A 5,137-nucleotide genomic window follows, 5' to 3' on the forward strand; every position below is an offset into this window, starting at 1 on the left:
CGGGGGGGGGGGGGGGCCGGGGGGGGCGGCCCCCCCGCCCCCCGCGCGCCCCCCCCCCCCCCCCCGGCGCGTTCGGCGGTCCGTGTTCAGGGCACGATGACGTCGGTGGTCCAGGCGGCGGCGTCCGGGCCGAGGGCCTTGGTGTGGGCGAGCATCCAGGGGAGGCCGCCGAGCTGTTCCAGGGAGGGCGGATCGCCGGCTCCGGTGCCGATGGAGATCTCCACCCCGTTCTGGACGGACTCCAGGGGCGGGTGCGGGTCGGTGTAGGGCGAGCCGTCCGTGCTGGTGTAGACCGGGCGCGGCCCGATCGGCCGCAGGCTGACCGAGACGTTCTTCCCCTCGACCTGGAACATCAGCCACAGGTTCCAGGCCCCGACGCCGTCCGTGTCCGGCCGCGAGAGCATGACGTCGGTGGCCTTGAACGTCTCGGGCAGGCCGGTGAACTGCACCGGCAGCGGGACGTTCCAGTGGCCGAACCGGACGCCGGTGGCCACCTGGTGGAGGACTTCGTCGGTGACGTCCCCGGGCGCTCCGCCGTTCCCGCTGACCTCGGCCCAGCGGCCCTCGGGAGTCAGCCAGCGCAGCGTCGGCTGGTAGCGCTCGGGCTGGTCGGCGACCACCCGGTAGGCCGGTCGTCCGTTGACCGGTTCGGCGTCGACCTTGCCGAGTTTCACGTTGAACCCCGTCATCGGGGGCTCGGAGCCCGCCGGGTACTGGGAGAGCATGATGCGGGCGGCGTTCTCGCCCACGCCTCGGGCCTGGGCGTAGATGCCGTGGTAGCCGGTCTCGTAGCCGATGTGCTGCTCGCCGCCCACCCAGTCAGGCAGCCAGCCGAAGTGGACCTCGGTGGTCAGCGGGTCGATGCCGCTCACGGTCGGGGTGGGGGTCGGAGTCGGCGTCGAGGACGGCGAGGTGCTCGGGGTGGGCCCCGCCGGCGGTGTCGGGGCGACGGTGCCGCTTCCCGGGGCCAGCAGCGCGGTGGTCGCCACCACCGCCACCGTCACGGCGGCGACGGCGCCGATCGCGGCGCGCTTGCGACGGCGCAGCCGGGCGGTGCCCTCGGCGATCGAGCGGTCGGCGTCGAACCGCGCAGGTGGCGCCGACCCGTTGGCGAGGGCCGTCAGCCGGGCGGTGAGGTCGTGGTGATCCTTGCTGGTCATGGCGTCCTCCCTGCGACGGTGGGGCGGGCGGCGAGCCTGCCGCGGAGGGTGTCCAGGGCCCGGGAGCTCTGGCTCTTGACGTTGCCCGACGAGCAGCCCATGGCGTCGGCGGCCTGGTCGATCGTCAGGTCGCAGTAGTACCGGAGCACCACGGCCGCCCGTTGGCGGGCCGGCAGCGTCGCCAGGGCGTGGCGCAGGTCCAGCGAGGCGTCGAGGTCGACGGGCACGGACTCGGTGTCGAGGTCGGTGCCCGGCCGGCTGGTCCGCCGCCACCAGGAGGTGCGCTGCTCGGCCAGGAAGGTGTTGACCAGCACCCTGCGGGCGTAGCCGTCCAGGTTCTCCATGCGGCCTGCCCGTGACCAGTTCACGTACAGCTTGGTGATGGTCTCCTGGACCAGGTCGTCCGCGCGGTGCCAGTCCCCGCACAGCAGATAGGCGACCTTGCGCAGCCAGCCGCTCCTGGAAGTCACGTACTCCGTGAACTCCTCGTCGCGTGCCTGCTTCGCCATCTGCGCCCCCCTTCTCCCTCGTGTCGTCGGCGCTCGTGCGCGCCGTCCACCCCCCTAATGCGGGCACCCGCCCCGAACGTTGCATGCGAATGCGCACGTAGGCTTTCGGGCATGCCCAACGGCCGGTACTCGCTCCATACAGCCATGACTCCTCTGGGTCACGACCGCGTGCTGCTCGGGGAGGAGCGCTTCAGCTGCGCCCCCGGGGCGGCCGGCTGGCGGTACGTCTCCAAGACCTACGCGCCGGACGGGCGGGTGATCGGCAGCGTCGACCTCACCCTGGACTCGCGGGCCCGCCCGCTGCGGATGGAACTGCGGGCCGGCGGCTGGCAGGTGCGCGGCGGCGCGGTGGACGGCGTCGCCTGGGTCCGGACGGACGCGGCGGACCCGGGCGGCGAGCACAGCGTGGAGGGGCACGACCGGGCGCACGGGTTCACCGGCGGCTCGCCGGCCTTCCTGGTCGCCACCGCCCGGCTGCTGCGGCTGCGGGAGGGGGCGAGCGCGCGGGTGCGGCTGGTCGCGTTCACCGAACCGGTGCTGGCGCCGCGCACCTTCGACCAGGGGTGGCTGCTGGAGGGTGTCGACACGCACCAGACCGACTCCGGGCCGCTGCTGGTCGAGCGGTACCAGGTCGCGGACCTGGAGACCGGCGAGCAGCAGGTCGTGCACCTCGCGGGGGACGTGGTGCTGGCGGCCGACGGGATCGAACTGGAGGAGCTGGCGTCGCCGCCGAACGCCTGGCCGGCGCAGTTCGGGGAGTAGGCCCGGGTTGCGCGGGCCGGGCTGGGTGGGCCGGGCGGCGGGCCCGCGCGGCAGTGTGGTGAGCCTAGGCGGGCGGCGCGAAGCCGGTGTCGGGGGCCGGTGTCGAGGACGGGGCTGGGGCCGGGGCCGGGGACGGCTGGTCGGCGGTGGGCGGGGCGGGCTTCTCGAAGGAGGGGGCGGCCGGCTGGGGCGCGGGAGCCGGCCACGCGGCGGGTGCGGGGGCTGCGGTCCGCTGCCACTGCGCCTGGGCCCGCGTCCACTCCCGGCGCTGGCGCTCGGTGAGCACCGCGCCCAGGTACGCCGCCGGGTGCAGCCCCTGCGCCACCGGGTGACCGGTCCGGGCGGCCAGGTCGCCGGCCAGCCGGGTGGACATCTGGAGTGCCACCGCCGGGTCCAACTGGCCTATGCGGCCCAGCAGTTGGCGGATCGCCAGCCAGAGTGGCTCCGGCACCGCGGACAGGTCCATCGCGACCAGCTCCCGGCCCATCGCCTGGAGCAGGTGCGGGTGCACGGGCGGCAGCGGGGGTGGCGTCCCACCGCCCGGGGTGCGCTCGCGGACGACCACCGTCCCGGCGAAGATGTCGCCCAGCCGCTTGCCGTCCGCGTTCACGGCCGAGGTGATCACCGCCGGCACGCCGGTCATGGCGACCAGCTCCATGAAGCCGACCAGCCCGCGCACCAGCGAGTGCCGGAACCGCACCGGGCCGCCGTCGGTGCGCACCACCCGCAGGCCGAGCGCGGCCTTGCCGAGCGAGCGCCCGTGGCTGAAGGTCTCGACCATCACCGGCACGGCCACCAGGAAGAACACCAGCAGCCCGATCAGGGTGGCCGCCAGCGCCGCACCGTCCAGTCCGATCAGGGCGACGCTCAGGGTGAGCGAGACCAGGAACAGGGCGGCGAACTCCACGAGCAGGTCCAGCGTGATCGCCAGCGCCCGGCTGGGAAGCTTCGCCGTCTGCAGGTCGAGGACGACCGCCTCACCCGTCACCAGGTCGCTCAAGACACCTGTCCGTTCACGTTCGTGGAGCCGTACAGCTCACTCATGGAGGCCGCCGAGGGCGGCACGGACGAGGGGAGGGACGTCACCCGGACCGGCCCCCACGACCTGCTCTCCGCAGTCTGATCCGCAGCCGCAAACATACGGCGCCCGGTGGCCGCACGGGAAGTGAGATCCCGGCGGCCGGGGTGCCCACCGCTCCTGGCATGCTGGGCCGCGCGTGTCCGTACCTACCCGCCCGTCCGCCCGCCCGCGACCGGGCCCCTCGCGCCCACCGCCGACCATGGAGCCGCCGAATGGACCTGGACGTCTTCGTCGCCACCCACCAGGGGGAGTGGGCACGGCTGGACGCCCTCGCCCGACGGCGCCGGCTCAGCGGGGAGGAGGCCGACGAACTGGTCACCCTCTACCAGCGCGCCACCGGCCACCTGGCCAAGGTCCAGGCCGCCGCACCGGACCCGGCCCTGCTCAGCCGGCTGACCGGCCTGGTCTCGCGGGCCCGCAGCGCGGTGACCGGATCGCGCAGCAGCGGCTGGCACGACGTCGCCCGGTACTACACGGTGAGCTTCCCGGCCGCGCTGTACCGCGCGCGCCGCTGGTGGGTGCCGGTCGCGGTCGTCTCGCTGCTGGCCACCGCGGTGCTCGCCTGGTGGATGGCCACCCACCCCGAGGTCCGCAACAGCCTGGTCGCCCCGGATCACCTGCGGGAGATGACCCGCCCGGGCGGGCAGTACGAGTCGTACTACTCGGACCGCCCGGCGAGTTCGTTCGCCGCACAGGTCTGGACGAACAACGCCTGGATCGCCGTGCAGTGCCTGCTGTTCGGGATCGCGCTGGGTCTCCCGGTGCTCTGGGTGATGTGGACCAACGTGGTCAACCTCGGTGTCGGCGTCGGGCTGATGGCCTCCGCCGGGCGACTCGACGTCTTCCTCGGCCTGCTCATCCCGCACGGCCTGTTGGAGCTGACCGCGGTGTTCGTGGCCGGCGGCCTCGGTCTGCGCCTCGGCTGGACGGTCATCGACCCCGGCCCGCGCACCCGTGGAACGGCCCTGGCCGAACAGGGCCGCTCCATCATCGGCATGTCCATCGGCCTCGCGACGGTGCTGGCCGTTTCCGGTGTACTCGAAGCGTTCGTCACCCCTTCCGGACTGCCCACCTGGGCGCGCATCTCGATCGGCGTGCTGGCCGAGGCGGCATTCCTCCTCTACGCGCTGGTGTGGGGCCGAAAGGCCGCCGAGACCGGCGAAGTCGGTGATCTGGACGCGGCCGATCGGGCGGATCTGCAACCCGTCGCGGCCTGAGGCGAGGTGATCCACACGCCTCTGACCTGGTACTCTTCTCGCATCCCGACCAAACCATTGACGTGGTGAGGGTGGGCTAGTAGGTTTGAACGGTTGGGACAGACTGGACAACGGTCAGTCCCGGGCGTTAGTGTCTACGACACCGCCAAATCGAGGTGAGCGCGTTTTATGAATGCGCATCCTTCGACGAAGCAAAATCCCGCGGACTGAGCACACCGAAAGCTTTGATAAGCTTCGGAGCGAAGTTCGAAGGAAATCCCGCCAGCGGGAATTCGGAGAAACGAAGCCGGTAAGAACGGCCGCGAGGATCTGATAAGCTGGAAACACGAAAGAACGAAGCGCCCGGAGGGCCCGCTGGAAGGCGGTCCGAAGGAAGTGTCCGTTCCTTGAGAACTCAACAGCGTGCCA

Annotated in this window: 5 protein-coding genes; 2 read left to right on the forward strand and 3 right to left on the reverse strand. The window is 72.6% G+C overall.

Annotated features, from left to right (window positions below):
- Window positions 1–86: 86 nt before the first annotated feature.
- Entirely contained in the window at window positions 87–1,160 is a 1,074-nt protein-coding gene (locus ACFV6D_RS17990) for a hypothetical protein (protein WP_380560456.1), read from the reverse strand.
- Window positions 1,157–1,669, reverse strand: a complete 513-nt coding sequence (locus ACFV6D_RS17995) for a SigE family RNA polymerase sigma factor (RefSeq protein ID WP_380343744.1) — start codon at window positions 1,667–1,669, stop codon at window positions 1,157–1,159. Before ACFV6D_RS17995 ends, ACFV6D_RS17990 begins: the two co-directional genes overlap by 4 nt.
- A gap of 111 nt (window positions 1,670–1,780) precedes the next feature.
- On the opposite strand from ACFV6D_RS17995, the gene ACFV6D_RS18000 reads away from it, so the two are divergent.
- Window positions 1,781–2,431, forward strand: coding sequence for a hypothetical protein (locus tag ACFV6D_RS18000; protein WP_350886472.1), 651 nt, complete (start codon window positions 1,781–1,783; stop codon window positions 2,429–2,431).
- A 64-nt stretch (window positions 2,432–2,495) separates the two neighbouring features.
- On the opposite strand, the gene ACFV6D_RS18005 is transcribed toward ACFV6D_RS18000, so the two are convergent.
- Window positions 2,496–3,431, reverse strand: coding sequence for an RDD family protein (locus ACFV6D_RS18005; protein WP_380560457.1), 936 nt, complete (start codon window positions 3,429–3,431; stop codon window positions 2,496–2,498).
- 293 nt (window positions 3,432–3,724) lie between these two features.
- Between ACFV6D_RS18005 and ACFV6D_RS18010 the strand changes: the two genes are divergently transcribed.
- Window positions 3,725–4,729, forward strand: a complete 1,005-nt coding sequence (locus ACFV6D_RS18010) for a stage II sporulation protein M (protein ID WP_380560458.1) — start codon at window positions 3,725–3,727, stop codon at window positions 4,727–4,729.
- Window positions 4,730–5,137: the final 408 nt, after the last annotated feature.

It is taken from the genome of Kitasatospora sp. NPDC059812, from assembly GCF_042732075.1.
Taxonomy (GTDB): Bacteria; Actinomycetota; Actinomycetes; order Streptomycetales; family Streptomycetaceae; genus Kitasatospora.

What these genes read in the sequence shown, in the direction of transcription:
- ACFV6D_RS18010 (WP_380560458.1), top strand. Translation starts at nt 3,725, where the DNA reads ATGGACCTGGACGTCTTCGTCGCCACCCACCAGGGGGAGTGGGCACGG.
- ACFV6D_RS17990 (WP_380560456.1), bottom strand. Translation starts at nt 1,160, where the DNA reads ATGACCAGCAAGGATCACCACGACCTCACCGCCCGGCTGACGGCCCTC.
- ACFV6D_RS18000 (WP_350886472.1), top strand. Translation starts at nt 1,781, where the DNA reads ATGCCCAACGGCCGGTACTCGCTCCATACAGCCATGACTCCTCTGGGT.
- ACFV6D_RS17995 (WP_380343744.1), bottom strand. Translation starts at nt 1,669, where the DNA reads ATGGCGAAGCAGGCACGCGACGAGGAGTTCACGGAGTACGTGACTTCC.